This window comes from Paenibacillus sp. FSL M8-0142, from assembly GCF_038597315.1.
Taxonomy (GTDB): domain Bacteria; phylum Bacillota; class Bacilli; order Paenibacillales; family Paenibacillaceae; genus Paenibacillus_AQ; species Paenibacillus_AQ lactis.
The window spans coordinates 5332201-5355911 of record NZ_CP152008.1; the positions used below are offsets into that span (position 1 = coordinate 5332201).

The 23711-nt window shown below is 54.0% G+C and carries 21 protein-coding genes; 4 read left to right on the forward strand and 17 right to left on the reverse strand.

Annotated features, from left to right (window positions below; all coding sequences use genetic code 11):
* Positions 1 to 8: 8 nt before the first annotated feature.
* The 6 genes from NSQ46_RS24370 to NSQ46_RS24395 all read right to left on the reverse strand — a co-directional run bounded on the left by NSQ46_RS24370 (position 9) and on the right by NSQ46_RS24395 (position 7314).
* Positions 9 to 1184 (reverse strand): response regulator, encoded by a 1176-nt coding sequence (locus NSQ46_RS24370; protein ID WP_342575040.1) that lies wholly within the window; start codon positions 1182 to 1184, stop codon positions 9 to 11.
* Entirely contained in the window at positions 1144 to 2907 is a 1764-nt protein-coding gene (locus NSQ46_RS24375) for a sensor histidine kinase (RefSeq protein ID WP_007131506.1), read from the reverse strand. Before NSQ46_RS24375 ends, NSQ46_RS24370 begins: the two co-directional genes overlap by 41 nt.
* 213 nt (positions 2908 to 3120) lie before the next feature.
* Complete coding sequence (locus NSQ46_RS24380; RefSeq protein ID WP_342575041.1) at positions 3121 to 4827, reverse strand: trehalase family glycosidase; 1707 nt, start codon at positions 4825 to 4827, stop codon at positions 3121 to 3123.
* Positions 4828 to 5034: 207 nt separating this feature from the next.
* Positions 5035 to 5727, reverse strand: coding sequence for a hypothetical protein (locus tag NSQ46_RS24385; protein ID WP_028405790.1), 693 nt, complete (start codon positions 5725 to 5727; stop codon positions 5035 to 5037).
* Entirely contained in the window at positions 5720 to 6319 is a 600-nt protein-coding gene (locus NSQ46_RS24390) for a TetR/AcrR family transcriptional regulator (protein ID WP_342575042.1), read from the reverse strand. The genes NSQ46_RS24385 and NSQ46_RS24390 overlap by 8 nt, the downstream gene beginning before the upstream one ends.
* A gap of 257 nt (positions 6320 to 6576) precedes the next feature.
* Complete coding sequence (locus NSQ46_RS24395; protein WP_342575043.1) at positions 6577 to 7314, reverse strand: FadR/GntR family transcriptional regulator; 738 nt, start codon at positions 7312 to 7314, stop codon at positions 6577 to 6579.
* 108 nt (positions 7315 to 7422) lie between these two features.
* On the opposite strand from NSQ46_RS24395, the gene NSQ46_RS24400 reads away from it, so the two are divergent.
* Together NSQ46_RS24400 and NSQ46_RS24405 are read left to right on the forward strand one after the other, a co-directional pair.
* Positions 7423 to 8838, forward strand: a complete 1416-nt coding sequence (locus tag NSQ46_RS24400; RefSeq protein ID WP_342575045.1) for an FAD-linked oxidase C-terminal domain-containing protein — start codon at positions 7423 to 7425, stop codon at positions 8836 to 8838.
* Positions 8831 to 10198, forward strand: coding sequence for a (Fe-S)-binding protein (locus NSQ46_RS24405; protein ID WP_342575047.1), 1368 nt, complete (start codon positions 8831 to 8833; stop codon positions 10196 to 10198). The genes NSQ46_RS24400 and NSQ46_RS24405 overlap by 8 nt, the downstream gene beginning before the upstream one ends.
* 184 nt (positions 10199 to 10382) lie before the next feature.
* Here the strand turns inward: NSQ46_RS24405 and NSQ46_RS24410 are convergent, their stop codons facing one another.
* The 5 genes from NSQ46_RS24410 to NSQ46_RS24430 form a co-directional block, all read right to left on the reverse strand.
* Complete coding sequence (locus tag NSQ46_RS24410; RefSeq protein WP_340901387.1) at positions 10383 to 10580, reverse strand: hypothetical protein; 198 nt, start codon at positions 10578 to 10580, stop codon at positions 10383 to 10385.
* 19 nt (positions 10581 to 10599) lie between these two features.
* Entirely contained in the window at positions 10600 to 11805 is a 1206-nt protein-coding gene (locus tag NSQ46_RS24415) for a hypothetical protein (protein WP_342575049.1), read from the reverse strand.
* On the reverse strand, positions 11802 to 12269 hold the full coding sequence (locus NSQ46_RS24420; RefSeq protein ID WP_342575050.1) for an RNA polymerase sigma factor: 468 nt from the start codon (positions 12267 to 12269) through the stop codon (positions 11802 to 11804). The genes NSQ46_RS24415 and NSQ46_RS24420 overlap by 4 nt, the downstream gene beginning before the upstream one ends.
* Before the next feature lie 474 nt (positions 12270 to 12743).
* Entirely contained in the window at positions 12744 to 13706 is a 963-nt protein-coding gene (locus NSQ46_RS24425; RefSeq protein ID WP_342575051.1) for an NAD-dependent epimerase/dehydratase family protein, read from the reverse strand.
* A gap of 636 nt (positions 13707 to 14342) precedes the next feature.
* Positions 14343 to 14858, reverse strand: coding sequence for a TetR/AcrR family transcriptional regulator (locus NSQ46_RS24430; protein WP_007131493.1), 516 nt, complete (start codon positions 14856 to 14858; stop codon positions 14343 to 14345).
* A gap of 357 nt (positions 14859 to 15215) precedes the next feature.
* On the opposite strand from NSQ46_RS24430, the gene NSQ46_RS24435 reads away from it, so the two are divergent.
* Complete coding sequence (locus tag NSQ46_RS24435) at positions 15216 to 15686, forward strand: DinB family protein (protein ID WP_028405782.1); 471 nt, start codon at positions 15216 to 15218, stop codon at positions 15684 to 15686.
* A gap of 627 nt (positions 15687 to 16313) precedes the next feature.
* Here NSQ46_RS24435 and NSQ46_RS24440 read toward each other — a convergent pair.
* The 6 genes from NSQ46_RS24440 to NSQ46_RS24465 all read right to left on the reverse strand — a co-directional run bounded on the left by NSQ46_RS24440 (position 16314) and on the right by NSQ46_RS24465 (position 22369).
* Entirely contained in the window at positions 16314 to 17045 is a 732-nt protein-coding gene (locus NSQ46_RS24440; RefSeq protein WP_007131271.1) for a nucleoside phosphorylase, read from the reverse strand.
* A 1-nt stretch (position 17046) separates the two neighbouring features.
* Positions 17047 to 17721 carry a sulfite oxidase-like oxidoreductase gene (locus NSQ46_RS24445; protein ID WP_007131270.1) on the reverse strand — a complete coding sequence of 225 codons (675 nt, stop codon included), beginning with the start codon at positions 17719 to 17721 and terminating at the stop codon, positions 17047 to 17049.
* 65 nt (positions 17722 to 17786) lie between these two features.
* Complete coding sequence (locus NSQ46_RS24450; RefSeq protein ID WP_007131269.1) at positions 17787 to 18710, reverse strand: ABC transporter permease; 924 nt, start codon at positions 18708 to 18710, stop codon at positions 17787 to 17789.
* Positions 18694 to 19761 (reverse strand): ABC transporter permease, encoded by a 1068-nt coding sequence (locus NSQ46_RS24455; RefSeq protein ID WP_028405779.1) that lies wholly within the window; start codon positions 19759 to 19761, stop codon positions 18694 to 18696. Before NSQ46_RS24455 ends, NSQ46_RS24450 begins: the two co-directional genes overlap by 17 nt.
* The gene (locus tag NSQ46_RS24460) at positions 19758 to 21254 is read right to left on the reverse strand and encodes an ABC transporter ATP-binding protein (protein ID WP_144871198.1); all 1497 of its coding nucleotides are present in this window, start codon (positions 21252 to 21254) and stop codon (positions 19758 to 19760) included. Before NSQ46_RS24460 ends, NSQ46_RS24455 begins: the two co-directional genes overlap by 4 nt.
* Before the next feature lie 71 nt (positions 21255 to 21325).
* Complete coding sequence (locus NSQ46_RS24465) at positions 21326 to 22369, reverse strand: BMP family protein (RefSeq protein ID WP_144871196.1); 1044 nt, start codon at positions 22367 to 22369, stop codon at positions 21326 to 21328.
* A 615-nt stretch (positions 22370 to 22984) separates the two neighbouring features.
* On the opposite strand from NSQ46_RS24465, the gene NSQ46_RS24470 reads away from it, so the two are divergent.
* Positions 22985 to 23626, forward strand: a complete 642-nt coding sequence (locus NSQ46_RS24470; protein ID WP_341034268.1) for a hypothetical protein — start codon at positions 22985 to 22987, stop codon at positions 23624 to 23626.
* Positions 23627 to 23711 lie beyond the last annotated feature (85 nt).

Sequence of the window (23711 nt, forward strand, 5' to 3'; positions counted from 1 at the left end):
TCGTTTGTTTACGATGATTCCCCTTTTTGTTCGGTACGGTATTGGCTTGGCGTCTTCCCGGTGCAGCGCTTGAACCATTTGCTGAAATATTTGCTGTCCCCAAGACCTGTCCGCTCGGCGATTTCCTGCATGGTTAAGGAGGTTTCGCGCAGCAATCCGTAAGCGAGACGAAGCTTGCGCTTATATTGGAAAGCGATGAAGCTGTCGCCAACCGTTTTTTTGAACAAAATCGAAAAATGGCTGCGGCTTAATCCCACCTTCTGGGCCAGCTCCGCCGCCGACCATTCGGCCGACGGAAACGCATGCAGCAGATGAACGGCTTGCAGAATCGGTTCGGGCCAATGCTCCGCGCTAAGTCCGTACACCCGCTCCAATTCGGCTTCCTTATGCAGCGATTGAAAGGCATCCTGTACATCCTCCAGGTCCTCAAGGCCTCGCCGCGAATCCCACGTCAGCTTGCCGCACCGGCTCTTCATCTCGATCAGCAGGCTCTCTATACCGTCCTTTAGCCCATCCGGAACGACCCAATAACAGCTGTCCGACCCGTAGCGAATCCGCTTGCCGCTGTGCAGTCTCGGCTCATCGGCTTCATGCTCCTGAAGAAGGCTCTCCCATGAGCTGCCACAGCCGGCGGACTTAACCAGGTACAGCGCGGCAGGCTGTCCTTTCATGCGCCAACTGCCGCTCCAAAGCTTCCGCAGCACCTCCAGGAATTTGTCGTTATGCCCATTAAGCCAAGCATACAGATGCGTGGACAGCTGATCGTCCTGATCCTGCAAGGATACTGCCGTCTCATACAGCTCCCGCTGAAATTTGCCCAGCAGGGCCTCGAGCTCTTCATCCTCGAAGGCGGTCTTCAACAAATAGGCCGAGGCTCCGAGCCGCATCCCCTCTTGGGCATATTCGAAGTCCCGATGGCAGCTGAGCAGAATGATTCTGGTCTCCGGCGTTGCTTCCTTGACCCTGCGGGACAACTCGATCCCGTCCATCTCCGGCATGACGATATCCGTGATGACGACCTGGGGACGATGCTCCAGGAAAGCTTCCCAGGCTGCCTGGCCGTTAGGGCTGTCCGCCACAACCTCCATCCCGAAGCGGTCCCAAGCCACCGTTGTGCGGAGTCCCTTGCGCACGATACTCTCGTCATCGGCAATCAGCACCTTGATTTTCTCTGTTTCCAACATCGTCAGACTCCTCCTTTTTCGGCCAGCGTATGGTGATTGTCGTTCCTTCTCCCTTCACGGAATACACCGTGAGCCCGTACAGCGGGCCAAAATGCAGCTTGAATTTTTGATCGGCGTTGCGTACGCCAAGCCCGCCCCGTCCCTTGCGTTTTACTTCAGGCGAGAATAGCCTCGCCAGCTGCTCCTCCTTCATGCCTGCCCCGTTATCCCGGAGCATTAGCACCAGATCGTCGCCGTCCATCCTGATCGACATATCGATCTCTCCTTCGCCGTCCGTGAAGGCGTGGAAGAATATATTTTCAAATAACGGCTGAAGCGTCATCCGCGGAATCAAATACGGAAGCAGTGAATCGTCACATTCCAGGCGATAACGAAATACTTCCCCGTACCGGATTTCCTGGACCTTAAGAAAATGCTCGATCATGCGCAGCTCCCTGCGAAGCGTGACCAGCTCCTGGGAGATATCAAGATTTCCCTCGAGCACCATCGTCAGATGATACAGCATCAGGCGGATGTCCTCGGCGCCCTCGAGCCTGGCTTTCCACTGAATGGAGTTGAGCGTGTTGAACAGCAGATGGGGATTGATCTGATAGTGAAATGCCCGCAGCTCCGCCTCCTTCTTCAGCCGCTCGCTTCTTTCCACTTCGCCGATCAATTCCTGAATCCCCGTAACCATCCGGTTGAAGCTCATATCCAGGCTGCCCAGCTCGTCTCGGCCATCGATCGGCGTGCGGGTGTCCAGCTTGCCGAAGCTGACCTTCTGCATCGAATCCTTCAATGTCCTGATCCTTGAGGTGAAGCGCGAAGAGAACAGGTAGGCGATGCCGAAAGCGAGCAGGCAGGACAAGATGGCAACCGTCATCGTGTTCGCCCGGATGATGCCTGAGGATCGATAGAAGGCTTTCGCCGGAATCCGGGCCTCGAGCGTCCATTGATTGACGGCGAGCGTCCGTGACCAGGTTACATCGCTGTCTTTGGGCGAGTAGGCGGCATCCGTCTCGTAGATGACCGTACCGTCCGGCGAGCTGATCTGCAGATGGGCATGGGTATCCTCCTCGAATTGCCGGAACATCTGCAGCAGCTCTTCCGCATACTCTTCGATGAGAATGATGCTGCCGTCCTGGGACTTGTCCGGATGGTGAATCGGAACCGCCAGGCCGATGACGCTTCGGTTGCCGCTGTCGCTGCTCTTGATGAAATGATCCTGCGGATAAAAGCCGAGCCAATAGGTTCCGGCATACGCCTTCGGCTTCGACCGCCATAAGGGGATACGGTCAAGCTTGGCGACATCCAGGTTGTTCTCCCCGTAGTAATAACCCGAGGTCGTAATAATGTAGATGCCGGCCGTCAGCTGGGTCCGAAGGGATTTCAGCAAGGATTCAAAATCATTCTTCTCCAAAATGTCGCGGTAGGTGGTGGGTGCCTGGTTTCCAATCCCCATGCGGCTCGGATCCAGCAGATAGGAATAAATCGTTTCGGCCGTCTGCTTCATCCGGCTCAGGGTTGAGCTGGTTTGCTGCTCCAGCTGGGCGACGGCATTATCTCCGTATTTCCCGAATTGGGAGTTGATGATCCGGGCCGACTGGTAGTAGGACAGCGCGCCAAGCGAAAACAGAGGGATCAGGGTTACGATTAAAAACCAGGAGAGCAGCTTGGTTCGGATGCTACGATAGGCGCCGGCGAACATGCGGCCGGCTACCTTTTTGGTCCGCTGAAAGCTCATGATAATCTCCCCGCTGTCTTTTCGTCTTTTTTTTCAAAAACAAGCTTTAAGCCTGAAGGCATTCACAGCCCCGGCGGAATTGATACCGCTTTCATTATAAACCTCAACCTATGGCTTGTAATTAGGCGCCAACTGGAAAACACAGGGGAAACGGAAAAAGCACCTCCCCCCAAGGCAAAAAATGCCCGGGAAGAAGTGTTTCTCTAAGGTCGGTTAATGCGTGTATTCATGTCCGAGTATCAAAAATACGCTGGAGGTCCAGGTAAACGCCCGGTCTCTCAGCCCCGCTCCGGTCAGGGCGTCAAAGTTCTCAGCCATGCCGCTGCTGCTAAGCATCCGGCAGAACCGCTGCGCCACCTCCATGGCCAGCTCTCGGTCACCGGCTGCCGCAACGCCTTCGACGAGCAGCATCGTCGAGGGAGCCCAGATCGGCCCGCGCCAGTATCCGTCCGGCTTATAATAGCGGCTGCTGACGCTCTCTGTGGCCCAGCCGTTCCAGGTCAGGAATCGGGTCTCATCCCGAAGTCCCGTAAGCAGCGCGGCACGGATATGCTCCGGCAGCCGCTTGCCCAGCAGGATCGGGACGAACAGCAGCAGGCTGTCGCCTTCCGACACCTCATGCGTGCCTGAACGGCAGGCCGTGAACCTTCCATCCCTCCAAAAATGGCAGAGCATGCGCTCAAGCGTATCGTCCGCTTTCTGCTTCCATGCGGCAGCTTCCTCCGGCAACCCGAGAAGGCCGGCGATTTCGGCCAGCACCTCCATCTGAATAATCAGATAGGATGAGAGGTCGGGGCTTTCCACAGGAATCCCGTTATTGAACGCCGTGCTGTTATCCCAGCCCGAATCGTTGCCGTGGTTGTACTGGGGAATGCCGTCGCCGTCATGATCCCGGTACGTGAACCACCACTGCGTCCATTTGGAGAGCGGTCCGTACACCTCGCGCAGCTGCTCCTCTTGTATGAAATCGGTGCGTCGCATCATCCAAGACAGCGTCCAGCCGTGAATCGGCGGCTTGTTGCAGTTCCAGAGCTCGTATTTATCATTCACGAAGTCCGGAATCAGCCCGCTCTCATCCTGCCGGTCGAAAAAGATCATAAACTGGTCCCACGCAAGCTTCGGGTTATGCCGCACCAAGGCCATTGCATTAAAGCAGTTGTCCCAGCTCCAAATGTTGGTCATCCAGTTCTTTGACATATACATCGCCGGGCGGGTCAGGCAGCCTTCGGCGGGAACCAGGCAGGACCAAGTGATATAGGCGGCGAGCTCTCTGGCTTCCTGCCAACGCTCCGGGACGGTTAAGGTGCGGTTTAACCAGCTGCCGTAATCCTCCTGAACGAGCCGCACCGCCTCCTCGAAGCTCTCCCATTCGGAGCGCGGCGTCATTACCGTCATGAACTCTTCCACGGCAAATTCCGCCGTGTCGGTCTCCTCATCCGCTGAAAATACGGCGGTTACCCGCGAGCTCTTGATCTCATCCCATGCAACCTCCATGCTCATGCGTCCCGCAAGCCTTGTCAGCATAAAGCGGCAGCCATGGGTAAAGCTGTTCACTTCCCAGCGGTCCGGGTCCGTCTCATAAGCATAATCATATGCGGCGGGATAAAAGGTAAGGCGTATGCCGCATCCTTTCGACCGGAACCTGACGGTCCGGGAGTCGGATAAACAAATATCTGCGTGGCTAGCCGAATCCGTCGCCTCCAGCCTGATTTTTTCAGGTGATGCTATAGATTCAAAAGAAACCGGCTCGTTGTTTCGGTCCAGCAGCTCAATCAGAAAGGCCTCGCCAAACTTGTCGTCTCCTCCGCGGACTGTACGCAGGTAAAGCCCCTTTCTCCGCTCCTTAGCCTCGGGCAGGAGGGAGATCGCCAAGAAGGACTCTCTTCGGCTGAAAGGCACGATATTCAGATCAAAATTCATAAGACATCTCCTTCGAGTGAGGTATCGCTTTCGGGGTATCGCTTTCATTGTAAAGCTTCTCTTTGAAGGAAAGGACCGCCGGATGTCTTATCTCAAGAGGGAAAATTGTTTGCGAGAGCGGTGTAGGGTGTCTTTTTGTCAGATGGAAGGGGTTCATTTGTTTGAGAGTGGAAGAGCAGGTTGCTGCCATTACGGTCGCTACAGTCGTTAAAGCCGCGATCCATGCAGACGCCAGTACTGCCGCTTTCCTTCGTCACGGACCGTTACCCCGAGCTTTGAGAGCTCCCGACGCAGATCGTCTGCATCATCCTTGTCATCCTCTCGCAGTGCCTTCTCCCTCGCCTCGAACAGGGCGTTCATGGCTGCGGTCAATTCCGGGGAATTTGCGACCCACCTGCGGTATTCATCCGCATACGGATCTCCTTCCCGCCACGGGTAGCCGTGCCTTAGAAACTCCTCCGTGAACAGCCGGGCTTTCCCTTCAATCTTCTGTCTATACAGCTCCTGACCCTGCTGACCGACAAGGACGAGCTCCTTGCCATCCAGGAAGGCGGCGAATATGTCTTCTCTCGTGTAAACAGCCTCGGCGCCATTCACTGATAGCTGCAGTTCCCGGTCGGATAATCGTACGTGGAGGCTCTCTCGTATGGCCGCATGGGAAAGCCACATGCCCGCAAGGAGCCCGAGCAGTGCCGTAATCAGCGCAACCCACGGTCCATGCAGCGAAGCAACCAGCTCCAGCGGCCCCTGGAATGGCACCCATGGCAGGCTGGACGCCCATTCCGCGATGACAGGAAGGAACCAGCCGAGCACGCCCCCAAGCACCGGCGGAATCGCCCATATCAGCATTTTATCCACTGTCGATAATCCAAGCTCCGTCCATACCGTTCGTTTATCCAATACGATCCTCCCCTTTCCGGAAGACGCTGTTGACGGCTTCCTTCCATAACTCCTGATACGGCAGCTTCATGCCCATCATCATGTAGCTGGTGATATTGTCAATGAGAAGTGCCAGCAAATGGGCCTTAACCGTCACGTTCTCGGGTTCGATTATGCCTAACTCGGCTCCCCGCTGCATGACCTTCTCGAATCCGTCCAGAAATTCCCGCTGCATGGCGATGACTCGCTCGCCATAGTGTCCGTTTCGGCCGGCAGTCAGCATGAATTCGTTCAACAATCGGAAGACCGGGGCAAAATGCTCCTCATCCTCTGGAAACATACGCAGCCCGCCCTCGTACAGCTTCAAGGCGAAATTCTCCGCAGTCAACTCTGAAACCGAGAAGTAATGGTCGAAATGGTAGTCACTGAACATGTATTCGAAGACCCGCTCGATGAGTTCATCCTTTGAAGCAAAATGATAATAAATCGAAGGCTTCGTCATGCCTACCGCCGCTGCGATCATTGCAAGGCTGGTCTTCTCGATGCCGTGCTGCGCAAATAAGTGCAGGGCCGCTTCAATCAACTGCTGTGAAGTCATATCACGTTTCTTCATTGGTTGCTCACCTCTTTTTTAACTATCGTTAGGTAAAATAATAGCGTGCAACTCTCCGTTAAGTCAATATTTTTTAACGATAGGTAGAAAAACAGAATGCAATAAACCGGACCGCACAATAAAATGAAATAAGCCAGTGCCAAGCGGCACTGACCCGAAGTAAAGTGTAAGGCTCATCCTTAAGTCGATTGCAGGTTACTTGGGTACAAGGGCAGCAAAAAAATCGAGTTCTTCCCCCTCCCTCAGCCATGTACGCGTTAATCCGGCAGTCTGCCGCTTTCCGACTCCAGCCCTGATCGAAGCACCTGCTCCACCTTGGTCAGATGTGCTGCGATTCTCGCACCGGCCTGCTCCTGATCCTGCCGCTCAATCGCATCAAATATCATTTGATGCTCCGTCAATAACCGGGCGGCGGTTGATTGTTCCTTGTAGAACCACAGCTCCCTGGACTTCTGAATGGTGTCCGTTAAACGGTCGGATAGCGACTCCATCAGCTGAATCAGCAGCGTGTTGCCGGACGCTGCCGCAATCGCCATATGAAAAGCGACATCCGCCCTCTCGCCTTCCCCCGTATCGTTTACTTTCAGCCCATGCTCCATCTGCGAAAGGGCATCGCGCATTCGGACAAGATCCTGCTCCGTCCTCCGTTCAGCAGCCAATGAGGCGGTACCGGACTCCAACACCTTGCGGACTTCAAGCAGCTCAATAAGGGACTCGGCCCCTTGGAACAATAAGTCGGCGCCGCTTCGGGGCTCGCTGGGAAGAACCGTCTTCACATATGTCCCGCCTCCCTGACGCACATCGACCCATCCCATGGCCTTGAGGGCGCTGACCGCCTCACGGATCGTGGATCTTCCTACGCCATATGCGGCCGCTAATTCAACGACGGAGGGGAGCTTCTGGCCCGGCTTGAGATGCCCCTCCCGGATCTGCTGAAGCAGATGCTCCCCCACAATTTCATGCCCCTTCTGGTTCTCCACTTTGATCGTTCGCATGGTCCGTTTGCCTCCTGCTCATTTTTTGTACTATTCATTACTATAATCATGTCATATAATAAAACAAAAGTCATCAGATGACCTGATCAATTAGGAGGGAACTCGTTTATGTTAGACCCGTCTCTCGCCGCACAGCTTCGCTCCATCGTTGGCGATGCCCACTTCCGGGATGATCAAGAGGCGCTTATCGCGCATTCCTATGACGGCACTCCGATGCTGCAGGCTTTGCCTGACGCTGTAATCTATCCTGCCAACACGGAGCAGGTTTCCGCCATTATGAAGGCGTTATCAGCCTATAAAGTCCCGCTCGTGTCCAGAGGCTCAGGCTCCAATCTCTGCGGAGGAACCGTTCCGATTCAAGGCGGCGTCGTCATGGTGATGCACCGGATGAACCGAATTCTGGAGCTGGATCTGGAAAATTTGACGGCCACCGTTCAGCCCGGGATCATTACGGCCGACTTCATTCAACATATTGAATCCTTGGGCTTGTTCTATCCCCCGGACCCAAGCAGCATGCGCATCTCGACGATCGGCGGCAATATCGCCGAATGCTCGGGCGGTCTGCGCGGTTTGAAATACGGCACGACGAAGGATTATGTGATCGGGCTCGAGGCCGTGCTCGCCAGCGGCGAAATCATTCGTACCGGCGGAAAGCTGATGAAGGATGTAGCGGGATATGATTTGACCAAGCTGCTGGTCGGCTCGGAAGGCACGCTTGCGATTATTACCGAAGCGACCTTGAAGCTGATTCCCCCGCCGAAGAGCAAAATGACGATGCTCGCCATGTACCGCGATCTATACGGAGCGGCACGGACGGTTTCCGACATTATCGAATCCAAGATTATTCCGGCGACGCTGGAATTCATGGATAATCCGACGATCCGTGTCGTCGATGATTTTGCCAAGCTTGGCCTTCCGCTGGACATGGAGGCGATCCTGTTGATCGAGCAGGACGGTGACCCCGAAACTGTAACCAGGGACATTGAGCAGATCCGCCAAATTTGCATGCGCGAGCAAGCCGACAGCATTCAGGTGGCTGCCACCCGGGAAGAGGCGGAGCGGCTGTTGACAGCGCGAAGAAGCGCCTTTACGGCGCTGGCACGGCTTCGTCCGACCACGATTCTGGAGGACGCGACCGTTCCCCGGTCCAAAATCGCCGATATGGTCCGCCGGATCAATGACATTTCAGCCAAGTATAATGTGACGATTGCCACCTTCGGTCATGCCGGCGACGGCAACCTGCATCCTACGGCAACGACCGATGCCCGGGATGCGGAGGAAATTCACCGGGTGGAGCAAGCCTTTGAAGAGATTTTCGCGGCGGCCCTTGAGCTTGGCGGCACCATTACCGGCGAGCACGGCGTGGGCATGGTGAAGGCACCATTCCTTGAGTGGAAGATCGGCGCTTCCGGCGTCTCGCTCATGAAAGGGATCAAGCAGGTATTCGATCCCGATAATTTGTTGAATCCAGGCAAGGTGTTTGCCAAAGAATCACGAAAAAGGGTGGTAATTCATCATGACTAGCCAAGCGAATATCGGGAAAAAGCCCCAGATCAACCATACCAATCCCCTGGCCCGTACCTTGCTCGAAAAGCTCGATTACGATCAATTGACCAACTGCATGCGCTGCGGGTTTTGCCTCCCGGCCTGCCCTACATTCAGGGAAACGGGCGTAGAGCCCGAATCTCCCCGCGGGCGCATTGCCTTAATGAAGGCCGTGGCCGACGGGCTGATGGAGCCGGATGATCGCTTCCGCGATCAGATGAACCATTGCCTGGGCTGCCGAGCCTGCGAGCCGGTATGTCCGGCAGATGTGAAATACGGTCAGCTCATTGAGCAGGCCCGAGACGCCATTGAGGATCATCCGGTGCATTCCATTCCTGTGAAGGGAATGCGCAAGCTGTTCTTCAAGGGCGTCTTCCCGCACCGCAAACGTCTGAAGACGCTGGGAAGAACGCTGAAATTTTACCAAAAATCCGGCTTGCAGCGCGTGGCGAGAGGAACCGGCGTCATGCGTCTCTTCCCCAAGCATCTGCGGGACATGGAGCGGATTCTGCCGGACGCCACCGCCGATGGCGTCGTCGAACAGCTGGGAACGGTGTATCCGGCTAAAGGCACTCCGATCGCTCGCGTCGCTTTATTCAGAGGCTGCATCATGGATGTCATGTTCGCCGGCACCAACGTCAATACCGTGAAGCTGCTGTCGGAGGCAGGCTTCGAGGTGGTTATACCGCCGGAGCAGGTTTGCTGCGGCGCACTCCATGCCCACAGCGGCGAGCTGGAGCTGGCAAGAGATATGGCGAGGATCAACGTGAGGGTGTTCAAGGAGCTGGATGTGGATTATATCGTATCCAATGCCGGCGGCTGCGGTGCCCTGTTGGTGGAGTATGACCATCTGCTTTATGAGGATGAGACTTGGAAGGAACAAGCCGCCTGGTTCGCCAGCCGGGTCGTGGACATCAGCAAGCTGCTCGTGGAGCATGGCAGACTGCCTGCATTCAGTGAATCCGCGACGTCCACCGAGCCTGTCGTTGTGACCTATCAGGACTCCTGCCATTTGCGGAATGTGATGCGCAGCGGGGCGGCACCAAGGCAGCTCATAAGCCAGGTGCCCAACGTCAGCTTCCAAGAGATGAGGGAAGCGGACCGCTGCTGCGGCTCGGCAGGCATATACAATGTGACGCAGCCGGAAATGGCGGGTCAAATCCTGGAGCATAAGATGGAGAATGTCAACGCCACCGGAGCCAGATACCTGCTGACCAGCAATCCGGGGTGTCTGCTGCAGATGAAGCTGGGCGTGGAACAGCACGGCTGCAGTGAAACGATGGAAGTCAAGCATGTGGTTGATTTTCTATATGAGCGAATGAATGAACGCAACGCTTGATTCTGCATGACTGAGGTTCCGCATGACTGGCCTGAATTCCGCATGATTTGGCTTGATTGGGCTTGTCTCGGGTTGATTCGGGCTGAGCAGGTTGCGCGGGTTGAGCGAGTTGACTTGCCCCATTAAAAATCGCCGGGCCACTTTCTTGGCACCGGCGATCTATAAAATGGATCACATATTGAAATTACAGCAATCGTCTTCCCATCATCATGATGGTATCAAGCAAAGCCTTCCATTTGCCTGCAGTCTTCGCGCCGCCTGCGGCAGCATCTGCAGCTTCATTACGGGTGGCTTTCGTTTGTTGAGCCAACCTGCATCGTTCGAGTTCCTGGCGGAGATCGTTCACATGCTGGTTGGCAATATCTTCATTATTGATATTCATTTTACCTTCCTCTTTTCTTTTATAGCGACAACATTCCGACATTACCGATACCTGCAAACTTCTCCTCCGTCCCCTTCACTATAATACTGCCGCTCATGCTCCGAAGGTAAGGGTATAAAACACCTTTAATTCTTTTTTCCGCGATCATCACTTTCCCAAACAGATCCAAGGAACGCAGCTTGGCCTCCAATACATCCTCCGTAACGTCGTCTTCGAGGATCAATGTTCCGTCTACAATGAAGCTGGCCGGTTCCTTTAAAGCAAGCAACTGGTCCTTCGACCATGCTTCCTCGCCTTCCACGAATACGAATGCCTGCTCATAGCTGACGATTTCCGTATTCACGTCCGGACAGCGTTCCCAGACCAGATCCTCGATATCTTCGCTGCAGATCACGACCGAGGACGATTGAATTCCGGCGATGGCGCGGCTGAACGCCTCCCTTGTCACGTCAGCATCAAGCACAATGGGGTGCTTGGTATATAATTTACGGTCGGCTAATCGGCGAATCGTTCGGGCGTTCAGTCTCAGCGTTTTCGTTACATGCTCGAACCCTGCAGGAATTACTTTTACCTGACCGTTGATCGACTGCATTTTGTCATAGAAATAGGGGCTCTGCTCCTCATGGATCATCGCGATGCCGTTCACATGGATCGTTTCAAGCCGGGCGGCGAATTGTTCCATGTCCAGATCCTTCTCCAATTCAAGGACGCCATTCACGACCAAGTACCGGGGCTCCTTGAGCGAAGACAAATACGCGTTGGTCAGACGGAATTTCCCGGACTCAAACCGAAGCTCGGATTGATAGGCTTGGATGCTCGCTTCCGCTCCCTCCATTTTAAGCAGCGATGCGGTTATGGCTCCCTCCAAATGTTTTGGAACATACACCTCGCCCCTCACTACCATGTGCAGCCCGCTATGCTCAAAAGCTTCAAGGGTTACATCCTGATCTATGACCACCGTGCCATACGTAAATACATTCTCCGGCTGCTTCTGCCTAAAATACTCGGCGTTCAATCTCAAAGTGCCTTTAAAAAAGCGGTAGCCCCTGGGGATTTCCAGTGTTTTGCCGATGTTGCCGGCGTTCGTGAGCAGCGCCAGAAGATGGGCGGTCTCTGCCCGGTACAGCACCATGCCCACATTGTCGATCCGTTCAATGCTTTTCACGCTTTCCTCTGTTGCCTCTGTAAGATCCAGCATCCCCACATTGCCAATGATTCTGCTCATTTCATATCTTCCTCCCAATAGGTTCTTAATTTCTTGATGGCGGCTTGCAGCTTGTAACGGATCGTGGCGGCCGGCAATCCAAGCTGTTCCCCGATCTCCTGACTGGACATGCCAAGCCAGTAGCGCTTAAACACAATATCGCTTTGGGACTGAGGCAAGCGGCCCAGCCATTCCGTGGTCTCCATATCGAGGTTTGGCACGGATAACAAGGTAGCATCCAGATCATCATCCCAGGGGAGCAGCCGTTTTTCCCGCCGGGTAATGTCGATCAAACGATTTTTGATGACCCTGAAGAACCAAGCCTTTTGCTTGTGGAGCGGCCACTGTGCCAGCTGCGGCTCCTTCATCGCCTTGATGAAGGCATCCTGCACCAGATCGTCGGCTTCGTACGCGTGCTTTGCGATCGACCGGGCGTAGCGCTGGACATCCACCTTCAAATTTTCGTACAGATCATTTACGTCCATAGCCGACCTCGTATCTTCCGTTTTCGTCTTTCTTGTTAATATAACGTTTGAACGACTGCAACTGATGGATGGAATATAAATATTTTTGAAAAAAAAAAACGCCAGCCCTTTCGGCCAGCGTGCAAGCATTTTTCGCTAATCCCATATGGAGAACAGTAACAACAATACCGCGGCAATTCCGAGCCAAAGCGTATGCTTCGATGCCCAGGCCGAACGTAAACCTTCATTCATAGATCCAAACCTCCCTAACAATGATTTGTAGCACACTGCGCTTTAAAGCTCGTTTACTAATCCCACCAGCTAAGCATTGACACCAAAATGATGGCAGCCAGTACGCCGTCCACAAACTTCAATTGAAGTTTGGCCATCGAATCACCTCCTTATTAGGTATTATTGATTGACCAATTACTATTAGTAAAAAATAATGGGCAGACGTTGCGCGTATCTTGTACGCTTGCTATTTGAACAATCCGTTCACACGCCCTGCTTCTTCATCAACCTCTGAATGGTCTCCTTAATCGCTTTTTCATGCGGCGTCCAGGATAACGGTCCGATGAGACGCTCGTATTTTTCCCCGCTCAGCACGAGAGGCTCTTCGGTAAGATACAGCATCTCCACGACCTCCTTCATCACGGGATTGAACAGGCCGATCAGGGATAAACCGATGCGTCCCAGCGGTATGACGGCTTTGCGGCTCCCGCTCGCCTCCTGAGCGATGCGTACCAAGTCACGACCTGAGATGACGCCAGGACCGGGAATGTGCCAGTTTTGCCCGTAAGCCTCCTCCTGAACGGCGATATCCAAAATCATCCGGGCCGCATCCGGCAAGTAGACATATTCGCGGGGAACCGTCATATTTCCGATGAAGGCCGTAGGCTTACCTGCTGCGATAGCCTCCATCGTCACGGATAGATAAGATGCTTGAGCCGAGGGGCCGTAATAATCCGGTAACCGGGCGATCAACGGGCGGGTGCGGGGTTTCCAACGTGACGAAAACAGAAGCTCCTCATAGGCAAGCCTGGTTTTGCCTTTTCGGGTATGGGGCATTTTCGGGTGCTCCTCCGTCGCTTTCTCCATTCTGCGTCGCCCATAGGGATATATGCCGTCCACGACAACTACTCTTGCGTTCATCCGCTGGGCGGCCTGCATTACGGATTCCCCGAGTGGAAGCAGCCGTGATTCCATCTCGTGATACGGAATATTCGCGCTGTGAAAAATGACATCCGCCCCTTCGGCCGCCTGAACGATGTCCTCCGGTTTAAAGGCATCCCCGGTCCGGAGCTTCAACAATGGGGAGCTGCCAATCTCCTCGGCAAGTGCATTTAACTTGGTCATCGATCTGCCGAAGGCAATCGTTTCGATCCCTCTTCTCACCAATTCGGCAGTCAGCGGATTTCCTACTCCGCCCGTTGCACCCAGAACAATCGCCTTTTTCATAATCAAACATCTCCTTTGTTTTTCGTTATTGATTGACCAATTACTAATGTTCAAAAAAATAATGCCTAACTCCAAATGACTGGAAAATCAGAGCTCTTACACTACAGTGGGGCAGACGTGACCTGCCGTTAGCTGTGCTCTCCGATAAGCTGTTGCGGCAATCCGGGGGCGCCCCTCCCGGTAAGGGGCAGGCAGTCGCGGCGAGGCAAGATTGGTGCTCTCACTGTACAGGGTGTGCATTCCCGGTGGACGTAGCTTGGTGCTCTCACTGTTCGGGGCGCGCATCCCCGTGAATGTAGCTTGGTGCTCCCACTGTACAGGGTGTGCATTCCCGGTGAATGTAGCTTGGTGCTCCCACTGTACAGGGTGTGCATTCCCGGCGAACGTAGCTTGGTGCTCTCACTGTACGGGGCGCGCATTCCCGGTGAATGTAGCTTGGTGCTCTCACTGTACGGGGCGCGCATTTCCGGCGAACGTAGCTTGGTGCTCTCACTGTACGGGGCGCGCATTCCCGGCGAATGTAGCTTGCTCTCAAGCAACTATGGCAGACCTTACGGCTCGATGCTTTGATGCCTCCATGGTGTAAAGTGCTGGGCTGCACTCACCTTTACCATCTCCCGCTGCCATCGGCAACCCCTAACGCTTCGGCATGATGCTCGGCATGTCCATGGCCATTGCGGCATTACAGAGCATTCCCCTTGCAAGGAAATTGGAGACTCTCACATCCGCATCCTGAAATCCGGCATGGATGAAGGCATTCTCCACCAGCTCCTTTACCTCTCCCATTCCCTGCTGCATCGCTGCTCGAACAGGTGCATCCGAGATCGTCTGTGCCTGCATCTGCAGTAAGATTTCACTACGATGAGCAAGCATGATCTCCTCGTAAGCACGGATCAATCCCTCTTCGAGCTCCTGGGACGGTGCCGAATCAATCACCTGACGGAAGGCATGAACAATCCGCTTCCAAGATACGGCCAGCGCTTCAACCAGCAGCGATTCCTTGGTAAAAAAACGGTACACGTAAGGCTGCGATATGGCTGCACGTTCGGCAACCTGTGCGGTTGTCGCACGATAATAGCCGATCTCTGCAAACACCTCGATTGCTGCTGCAACAATATCCTGACGTCGGTTCGCGGAGGCTTCGCGCGGCATACGGAATCACTCCTTTCAGAAGTTAATTTTTAATTTTTATTATTGATTGACCAATTACTAACTGAAATCAGTATATGCGAAAGAATGTCCGATTGCAACAGTTATTTTTCATGATTTTCCATTCGGCTAAGTTGAACTAGAAAACGAGGTCCAGGCAAGGATGGGGAATCATCCTTTCGACATTTCACTTTTATATGCTTATTAAGCATGCCTAGATAAAGGATATTCATGCATACTATCGAATTTACTTACTATTGCTCCACTACACCCATGCGCCAAAGTCAGGCCATATGACAAACAAGGTTAATACCAGAAGCAGTTCGAATCTACTGTGACGATTATGAGGAGGGACTTTCGATGTACATGGAAACTGAACAACAGTTAAAGCGATGGCTCCGCCATCGGGGTGTGCTGCAGCAGCTGCTTGAAGAAATACGGGACGAGCATCTGGAATATAAGCCTTGGCCGAATGCTATGACATTAGGGAAATTGATAGTCCACATGGCTGCATCTTCCGATATGTTCCTGCAATCGATCAAGCATGGGGCCTTCTCCCCGCCAACGTTCCCGACAAGCTTCGAATCGATCAGCGATATCCGGGAGATCGTTCAAGCCTCAACCAATGCTACGGAAAAAGGCTTTGCTGAACTGACGGAAGCCCAATTGGAGCAACCGCTGGATTTTAACGGCTTTGTGGCCCCGGGCTCCGTCTGGCTAGGCAACATGGTCGACCATGAGATCCACCACAAGGGACAATTGTTTACTTACGCGAGATCGGTCGGCATTGAAAAGTTACCGTTTTTCATTGTTCAACCGCCTAGAGCATAAGGGGCGAATCTAGACAAGCGGGCCAGGGCTGGCAAGGTGTTTCCCGGGTTGATGTGCAAGTCCCATTTCGGGACTTGTTAGCCTCGCACGCGCGCTTTCCATCGCTGCAAGTCCCTTTTCGGGACTTGTTAGCCACGCGGGCGCGCTTTCCATCGCTGCAAGTCCCTTTTTGGGACTTGTCGGCCTCGCGGGCGCGCTTTTCCTGGCTACAAGTCCCTTTTCGGGACTTGTTGGCCTCGCGGGCGCGCTTTCCATCGCTGCAAGTCCCTTTTCGGGACTTGTTGGCCTCGCGGGCGCGCTTTCCATCGCTGCAAGTCCCTTTTCGGGACTTGTTGGCCCCGCGGGCGCGCTTTTCCTGGCTACAGGTCCCTTTTCGGGACTTGTTAGCCACGCGGGCGCGCTTTCCATCGCTGCAAGTCCCTTTTCGGGACTTGTTGGCCTCGCACGCGCGCTTTCCATCGCTGCAAGTCCCTTTTTGGGACTTGTTGGCCTCGCGGGCGCGCTTTTCCTGGTACAAGTCCCTCTCCGGGACTTGTCAGGCCCCGCGGGGACGCCGCAAAGCGCCGCCCGCGCCCCCATCAAAAAGCCGGTTATTCCCACGCCTCGGGAATAACCGGCTTTTATCCATCACCCTTGCTTCGCCAGCTTCGCAACGGCCATCAAGGCCGCATGAATCTCGCGCTCCACGGCATCCGACACGACATTCGTGTTCGGATCATACTCCGCCGCGAGATCCGCGTCCGCGAAGCCGTCGATCGCCACGATCGCACCAGCGCGGACGCCGCGGAGGGCGGCCACTACATAAAGCGCCGAGATTTCCATCTCCACGCCGAGCGCGCCGGCCGCCTTATATTTCGGATGGGGGAATTCCTCCACCCCGTTAAAGAATACATCCAGCGTCACCGTCATCCCTTTGCGGACGACGCCCTCGCCTAACGAGAGTGCGGATTCGTACAGCGCCTCAGCGACCGCGCTGTCCGCCACAGCCGGGAAGCCTTCCGGCACAAGCTGCTTCGTCAGCCCGTCCGTACGGATGGCCGCGGTGCTGACAACCAGGCTTCCCGCCGGCGTATCCGCCCGGTAGGAGCCGGCGGTGCCAACGCGGATCAGCGTCTTTGCACCGGCGCGAATCAGCTCCTCGAAGCAGACGGCCGCCCCCGGGCACCCGACGCCGTGGCTCGTCACGGCCAGCTCCACGCCTTCGTACGTCCCCACGAAGGTACGGTATTCGCGGCTGAACGCCAGCTCGCGCGCGCCTTCCAGCTTGCGGGAGATCACTTCCGCACGCTTCGGATCGCCGCAGACCACGACGAATTCGGGTATATCCTCAGAGTTCACTTGCAATATCGGCATCAACATATCAATCAAACTCCTTACGTGTCCATTCGTCTTCCGGTATATCCAGCGCTTCCCCGCTAAACCGCTGCTCCTTGAACGGATCGGCTTCATTATGGAAGCCGTTGCGTTCCCAGAAGCCCGGCCGGTCCTCCGCCATAAACTCAATGCCGCGCAGCCACTTCGCGCTTTTCCAGAAATACCGATGCGGCACAACCGTGCGCAGCGGCCAGCCATGCTTGTCCGTCAGCGGCTCTCCGTTGAAGCGGTAAGCAAGCAGCACATCGTCCCGCAGCAGGTCCTCGATCGGCACGTTCGTGTCATAGTCCGGATCCGCATGGAACATGACGTACTTGGCTTCCGGCTTGACCTTCAGCTCCTTCAGGAAATCCCGAAACAGAACCCCTTCCCACACCGTATCGAATTTGGACCAGCGTGTGACGCAATGAATATCGGTTTGGAGCGTTACCGACTTCATCGACAAAATATCCTCATACGAAAATATCCGCTCCTCCTCAACTTCGCCGAATACCCGCAGCGTCCACTCAGACATGTCATAAACCGGTACCTCCCCTTCATGCAAAATGGGGAACTTCTCGGTCAGCGTCTGTCCGGGAGGCAGCTTGACGCGCTGCTCCTCGGTCAGGTTGCCGGCCGCGACCGGCTTCATTTTTTTCAAACGTTCCGCTTTCTTATGCACCTTCCGCTCATCTCCTTATGCAAAGTCTCGGGTCCATTTCCGAAAGATCACCGGGGCATCAAGCTTTATCGCGAGCTTGAGCCCTGCTTCAGCGCATCCTTCTGGAAGCTCTTATCCTTGAAGAAGAACATCGCCAGGATTGTAACGACATACGGCAGCATTTGGGTGAAATGTGTCGGCAGCGCCAGTCCCTGGAACCGGATGCTCAGCGCATCCATGAACCCGAACAGCAGACTTGCCGCCGTTACGCCAAGCGGGCCGGATTGGCCCAGCATTGTGGCAACCAGCGCGATGAAGCCGCGACCGGCGGTCATGCCCTCCGTAAACATCGTCACTTGTCCAAGCGACAGCTGCGCACCCGCAAGCGCGCACAGCACGCCGCTAGCCAGTACGGCGCCGTATTGATAACGGGCTACCCGAATCCCGACGCTCTTGGCCGCCAGCGGATTTTCACCCGCAGCCAGGAAGCGGAATCCGCTCTTCGTGCGATAAAAATAGTACCACATCAAACCCGCAATCAAAAATGACAAGTACACAAGCGGCGTCAATCCCGCCAAAATCGGCCCTATCACGGGAATATCCTCAATGACGGGGATATTCCATTTCGGCAGCCCCACCATTGTGTTGTCGTAAAAGGCGCCTTTTACATCGAAGATCGCCCGCAGGCTGAACGTGGTAAGCCCGGCCGCCAGCGCATTCATGGCGATCCCGACGACGATGACGTTCGCCCGCAGGTTTATGCTCAAATAGGCAAATATCAACGAAAAGATCGATACAATCGCAATCGCAAACAATATCGCATAAAACACGTTGCCGAAGTAGTAATTCCCAACCACTGCGGAGAACGCACCCAGCAGCATAAAGCCTTCCAGGCCGACATTGAACAATCCGACGCGCGAGCAAAGGGCGCCGCCGAGGGCTGCGAGCAGAATCGGCGTCAGCACCCGGAGCGCCGAGTTAATCAGGGCAAGGTCAAACAGCTGTTCCATCGGATTTGTTCTCCTTTCTGCGCTTCAGGAAGCTATATGTGAATCGGGCGGAAATAAACAGGATCAGAACGGCTTGGATGATATCCCCCACCTCAAGCGGCACTTCCGTATTCCGCTCGACGCCCATGCCGCCGGTCTGCAGCGCGGCCAGAAAGATCGCCGCAATCAGCGTGCCGATCGGATTCGATCCGGCCAGCAGGGCTGCCATAATGCCTGTCCATGCATAATCCGCCGTGGATAATGCGCCGTCGATATAACGATACTGGGAGCCCAAGATCTCGACAGCACCGCCGAGACCCGCAAGACCGCCGCTTGCAAACATGGCGCCGATCATCATCGGCCCCCGCTTCACCCCGCCGAACAAGGCGAACAGCGGGTTCCCGCCGAGCATCCGGATTTCATAACCGACCACCGTACGCTTCAGCACCACGAAAATGATCAAAGCCGCGAGAACGGCCAGCACAAACCCGACGTGGAGGGGCATGCCCGAGATCAGCTTCGGCAGCCAAACGCTGTTGTCAAGCATTTCCGACTGGGCCATCGCCGCTGAGCCTGAGCGGTCCTTCAGCGGGTAGGCAACCAAATAGCCGGCAAACAGTACGGCCACATAGTTGAGCAGCAGCGTCGAGATCAGCAGGTTCACGCCGAATCTCGAATCGAAGTACCCGGCCATGACCGACCATAATCCGCCTGCGATAATGCCGGCGAGCAGAGCGGCAACGCATACGAGCCAGCCCGGTCCCGGCATATACAATCCGACCAATGCGGCGCAGAGCGCCCCGAACACCATCTGACCTTCCGCTCCAAGGTTAAAGAAGCCCGCGCGGAAGGCAAGCGCCGCGCCCAATCCGATCAGAATGATCGGCGTCGCCCGCGAGAGGGTGTTCGTGAAGAAATACATTCCTCCGAACGCGCCTTTCCACATTTCCGCATACGTCTCTAAAATGTCGCCTCCGGCAATAATAATTGCAATCGCTCCAGCCAATAGACCCACGATGATGGCTGCGACCGGCTGAAGCAGCGGAAGCGTTAATTTTGTCCATTTGTTCATTGCAATGTTCCTCCCGCCATCAGCAATCCCAGTTTTTCCTCCGTCGCTTCCTTCGCGGACAGCTCGCCTGCAATTCGGCCTTCATACATAACCAGTATCCGGTCAGAGAGCTTCAAAATCTCGGTCAGCTCGGAGGACACGAGCAAAATTCCCGTTCCTTCTTCGCGCCGTTTCAACAGCTCGCCGTGAATCGTCTCCATGGCGCCAATGTCGACGCCGCGCGTAGGCTCCGCCGCGATCAGGAACGGCGTGCCCTGCTCCAGCTCGCGGGCGACAATCAGCTTCTGCAGATTGCCCCCGGACAAATACTGCGTGCTCGTCTCCAGCGAGCCCGTCTTAATCGAGAATTTCTGCACCCATCCCGAAACGAGGGCACGGATGTCCTTCAGCTTGAGGAGGCCGCTCTTCTGCAGCCGACGATGGTGACCCATCAGTCCGGTATCCATCACCGTGGCCGTCCGGTTGGCCCCCCACACGTAACGGTCCTCCGGGATGTGCGCAAGACCGCTCTCCCGAATATCTCTTGGTGCCTTGCCCGTAACGTCCTTGCCAGCGACGGCGATCCGGCCGCCGTCCGGCTGGGCCAGACCCGAGATGAGCTGAAGCAGCTCGGATTGTCCGTTGCCGGATATGCCCGCTACTCCTACGATCTCGCCTGCGCGGACGCTCAGGCTAACCGCATCCAGCACCGGCTTGCCCTTTGTGCCGCGCAGCGAAAGGTCCGTTACCTCCAGCACCTTATCTCCAGGCGTAATCGGCTTGCGATCCAGCTCCAGCAGCTCACGTCCGACCATCAGCCGGGAGATTTCATGCGCATCGGTAGCATGCTTATCCACCACGCCCGTCACCGCTCCGTCCCGAAGGACGGTAATGCGGTCGGCCACATCAAGCACTTCATTCAGCTTGTGACTGATCAGAATAAAGCTTTTGCCCTGCTTCGACAGCTGTTTTATAGCCTCCAAAAGCTCCTGGACCTCCAGCGGTGTGAGAACCCCCGTCGGCTCGTCCAGGATAATGATGTCCGCCCCTTGATAGAGCACCTTTAAAATTTCGACCCGCTGCTGCACACCGGGAGCGGTGCTGCTTACGATCGCCTGCGGATCCACCTTCATGCCGAATGTTTCGCATAGCTCTTCCACCGTCTTCACGGCCTGCTTCCGGTCAAAGACGGCCCCTGCGCCCGGTTCGTTGCCGATAACAATGTTCTCCGCGATCGTAAAGGAAGGAAACAGCATGAAATGCTGATGCACCATGCCGATTCCGCTCTGTATGGCATCCAAGGGACTGGCAAAGGACACTTCCTTGCCGTTCAGACGAATCGTACCCGAGGTCGGCTGCTCCATCCCGTACAAAATCCGCATCAGCGTCGTTTTACCTGCACCATTCTCTCCGACAATCGCATGAACTTCACCTGCGCGCAGCGAAAAATCAATGCCGCGGTTTGCGCTAAACTCGCCATACTTTTTCGTAATACTGTCCATCTGGAGTAGCATGTCGGTTATGCCTTCCTTTCGCTTCTGAATAAAAGACCGACTGCCCTATGCGCAGCCGGTCCAGGTGAGAACTAGTTTTGTTCCAATGCGTTCGTTACTTTAATTTTTCCAGCGATTATATCGTCAGAAATCACCTTGAGCTGGTCTACAATGTCTTGTCCAATGAACGGGTTCAGCGGAGTTTTGCTCTCATGCGTTACATAAGTGAGGCCTACGCCGCCTTCCTTCAAGCCATACTCGCGAACATCAAAGGAAAATTTGCCTTCCACAAAGTCTTTGACTGTCTCGTACGCAACGGCGTCCGTTCCCTTCAGCTGAGCCAAGACAACATGCTCGGGATCGGTGCCGGTGTTGTCCGTATCTTGGCCCGATGTGTAGAAGCCCTTCTCTTTCGCAGCTTCGAATACGCCCAGGTCGCCGACGGCGGACATGCCTGCTACGAAATCCGCGCCTTTGGAATTTTGCAGGAGCGCAAGCTCTTTCGCTTTCGCCGGATCGTCAAATCCGCCGACGAAGTTAACGAAGATTTCGACATTCGGGTTGACGGATTTCGCGCCTTCCTCAAACCCCTTGATATACTTGTGCATAATCGGAATATCATCTGCCACGACATTGCCGATCTTGTTCGTTTTCGTTGCCAATCCGGCAGCCGCTCCAAGGAGGTAAGCCGCCTCATGCTCGCGGAATCCGACGCTGCGAACATTCGGCAAGTCGACAACGGTATCAATGATCGCGAACGGTACGTCCGGATTCTCCGGCGCAACCTTCTTAAGCGCATCTTCCATCTGGAATGTGGTTGTGATGATCAAGTCATATTTCTCTGCCACGGCGGTGCGCAGATTTTGCTCGATCGAGGCCGGATCCGTCGATTCGATCGTCTTCACTTCCACGTCGAAATCGGCAGCCGCTTTCTTCAAGCCTTCGTCCATCAAGGCAAAGAATGGATTCACGCCGATCTTCTCAGGAAGAACGAGCGCAATGCGTTTCTTATCTTTAGACCCTTCAGCACCGCCAGCTTCAGCGCCTTTGTCGGTCGACTTATCATTGCTGCCGCAGCCTGCCAGCAGTCCGACGGAGAGTACGAGTGTTAATAGAATTGACCATGTCTTCTTCATGTCCTGAGCTTATCCTCCTAAGTGAGCACGTTTTATACTATTATCCTAGGGTATAGACAAGCAGATGTCAAAACAAAAATTTTAGCGTTTTATGTAGTTTAATGTGTTTTTTAGCAAAAATTTGGCCGAAAACTGCATATATCACAGAACATTCCTTAATAAAAATGTCATTAATGTTCGGAAAATGCCAACATTTGATCAGTCGTTTTTACCATAGAACCAGGGTGAAAGCGCATTATTTTCAAAACAGCCGGCATTCAACCGCTCCTTATTATTTCTATATCGTACAAAGCAGAGATACATCCAGACCTTCGGCCGTACTAGAGGAAGGCAATTTATTGGAGAATAGACCACGACTTGGACTTCTTCCTTTACCATAGGACCATGGATTTTGTTTAGAGGACCACCACAATTATTGCATCTAGTCCCAGCTAAAACCTTTCTTAATTAATTCGAGAATTAAATACAAGTTAAAAAATGGTTTTTATTTGCAACATTTATGAGTTGTTATGCATTAAGAATATGAACGATCATTATTTAGTAGTGATTTTTATAATTCATGAAAAGAGGGAGAAAACTCTCCAACTCCCCCATCATTTAGGAGGAAGCATTTCAATGAAAAATAAATGGTTGGCTATAATTTTGGCATTTTCCGTATTGATTGGCGGGGTGATCTATTCAACGGGTACAGTTAATAGTAAACAAGGTTCAACAAATATCGCTACACAGACGGACCATACATCCGCAGACAAGAGGATCGATACATCAACATCAAAACCGAAATCTGTGCATGGTCAAATTCAGATTTTTCCTTTTGAAGAGGCAGTTAACCGATCTGATTTAATTGCCAAAGTTAGAATAGGAAAAAAGTCAGGAGAATTGAATGAGCCTGTACCAAAAACGGTATTTAATGCTCAGATATTAGAAACTCAGAAATCCGATGTGAAGGTTGAGCTGGAATCTATCCAGATTATTCAGCAGGGTACCGATGAAATATTGTTCAATGATAACCCTATATTTAATGAGAATGAGGAATACATTTTATTCCTGAAAAAAGCCGTGGGACCAATAACACAAGAGTATCCTGACTTATATTGGATCACTGGAGAAGAATCAAACATGTATAAAGTAATCGGGGATCAACTAGTTGAAAGACAGGCATTCATTAAAAATGAGCTTCTAGATATTCAAGATAAAGCTTCGTTGCTAAACAATCCTCCGGAAAACCTACCCAAATTCTTGATGAAGCTGAACTGAGCAAAAAGATAAAGTCTTTCGTGAAGAATTAGATATTGGCCTCATGCTAAAGGGGATGCCTGACACGGCATCCCCTTTCCATTAA

Coding starts and splice junctions, on each gene's coding strand:
- NSQ46_RS24470 (WP_341034268.1), top strand. CDS start 22,985: ATGAAAAATAAATGGTTGGCTATAATTTTGGCATTTTCCGTATTGATT.
- NSQ46_RS24435 (WP_028405782.1), top strand. CDS start 15,216: ATGTACATGGAAACTGAACAACAGTTAAAGCGATGGCTCCGCCATCGG.
- NSQ46_RS24400 (WP_342575045.1), top strand. CDS start 7,423: ATGTTAGACCCGTCTCTCGCCGCACAGCTTCGCTCCATCGTTGGCGAT.
- NSQ46_RS24405 (WP_342575047.1), top strand. CDS start 8,831: ATGACTAGCCAAGCGAATATCGGGAAAAAGCCCCAGATCAACCATACC.
- NSQ46_RS24375 (WP_007131506.1), bottom strand. CDS start 2,907: ATGAGCTTTCAGCGGACCAAAAAGGTAGCCGGCCGCATGTTCGCCGGC.
- NSQ46_RS24460 (WP_144871198.1), bottom strand. CDS start 21,254: ATGCTACTCCAGATGGACAGTATTACGAAAAAGTATGGCGAGTTTAGC.
- NSQ46_RS24430 (WP_007131493.1), bottom strand. CDS start 14,858: ATGCCGCGCGAAGCCTCCGCGAACCGACGTCAGGATATTGTTGCAGCA.
- NSQ46_RS24395 (WP_342575043.1), bottom strand. CDS start 7,314: ATGCGAACGATCAAAGTGGAGAACCAGAAGGGGCATGAAATTGTGGGG.
- NSQ46_RS24450 (WP_007131269.1), bottom strand. CDS start 18,710: ATGGAACAGCTGTTTGACCTTGCCCTGATTAACTCGGCGCTCCGGGTG.
- NSQ46_RS24465 (WP_144871196.1), bottom strand. CDS start 22,369: ATGAAGAAGACATGGTCAATTCTATTAACACTCGTACTCTCCGTCGGA.
- NSQ46_RS24415 (WP_342575049.1), bottom strand. CDS start 11,805: ATGAGCAGAATCATTGGCAATGTGGGGATGCTGGATCTTACAGAGGCA.
- NSQ46_RS24425 (WP_342575051.1), bottom strand. CDS start 13,706: ATGAAAAAGGCGATTGTTCTGGGTGCAACGGGCGGAGTAGGAAATCCG.
- NSQ46_RS24370 (WP_342575040.1), bottom strand. CDS start 1,184: ATGTTGGAAACAGAGAAAATCAAGGTGCTGATTGCCGATGACGAGAGT.
- NSQ46_RS24390 (WP_342575042.1), bottom strand. CDS start 6,319: ATGAAGAAACGTGATATGACTTCACAGCAGTTGATTGAAGCGGCCCTG.
- NSQ46_RS24410 (WP_340901387.1), bottom strand. CDS start 10,580: ATGAATATCAATAATGAAGATATTGCCAACCAGCATGTGAACGATCTC.
- NSQ46_RS24455 (WP_028405779.1), bottom strand. CDS start 19,761: ATGAACAAATGGACAAAATTAACGCTTCCGCTGCTTCAGCCGGTCGCA.
- NSQ46_RS24380 (WP_342575041.1), bottom strand. CDS start 4,827: ATGAATTTTGATCTGAATATCGTGCCTTTCAGCCGAAGAGAGTCCTTC.
- NSQ46_RS24440 (WP_007131271.1), bottom strand. CDS start 17,045: ATGTTGATGCCGATATTGCAAGTGAACTCTGAGGATATACCCGAATTC.
- NSQ46_RS24420 (WP_342575050.1), bottom strand. CDS start 12,269: ATGGACGTAAATGATCTGTACGAAAATTTGAAGGTGGATGTCCAGCGC.